General features: G+C 68.6%; 1 protein-coding gene. It reads left to right on the forward strand.

Features of this window, described 5'->3' with window-relative positions:
• Window positions 1-56: 56 nt before the first annotated feature.
• The coding region (locus HKX41_13490; GenBank protein NNC25147.1) for a hypothetical protein at window positions 57-236 on the forward strand (180 nt) is incomplete at its 3' end.

Raw genomic sequence — 236 nt, forward strand, 5'->3', positions numbered from 1 at the left:
GCCCTGGGGAGGGACGCATGCAGCGCGCAGCGTGCCCCAGGCGGAAACTCCGACACGTGAGCGCCACCCAACGACACTCGGTCGCGGCATGGCAGGTGGGCGCGCTCGCGCTCGTGATTGCGTTGACCGTGATCGTTCCGGCCCTGGTGCTGCGCAGCGCTGGCGATGCAGCTAAGCGCTCGTCGGATATGGTCCGGCATACCCTGGAAGTCGATGCGCAGGCGCAATCGCTCGCG

It is taken from the genome of Salifodinibacter halophilus, from assembly GCA_012999515.1.
GTDB lineage: Bacteria > Pseudomonadota > Gammaproteobacteria > Nevskiales > Salinisphaeraceae > Salifodinibacter > Salifodinibacter halophilus.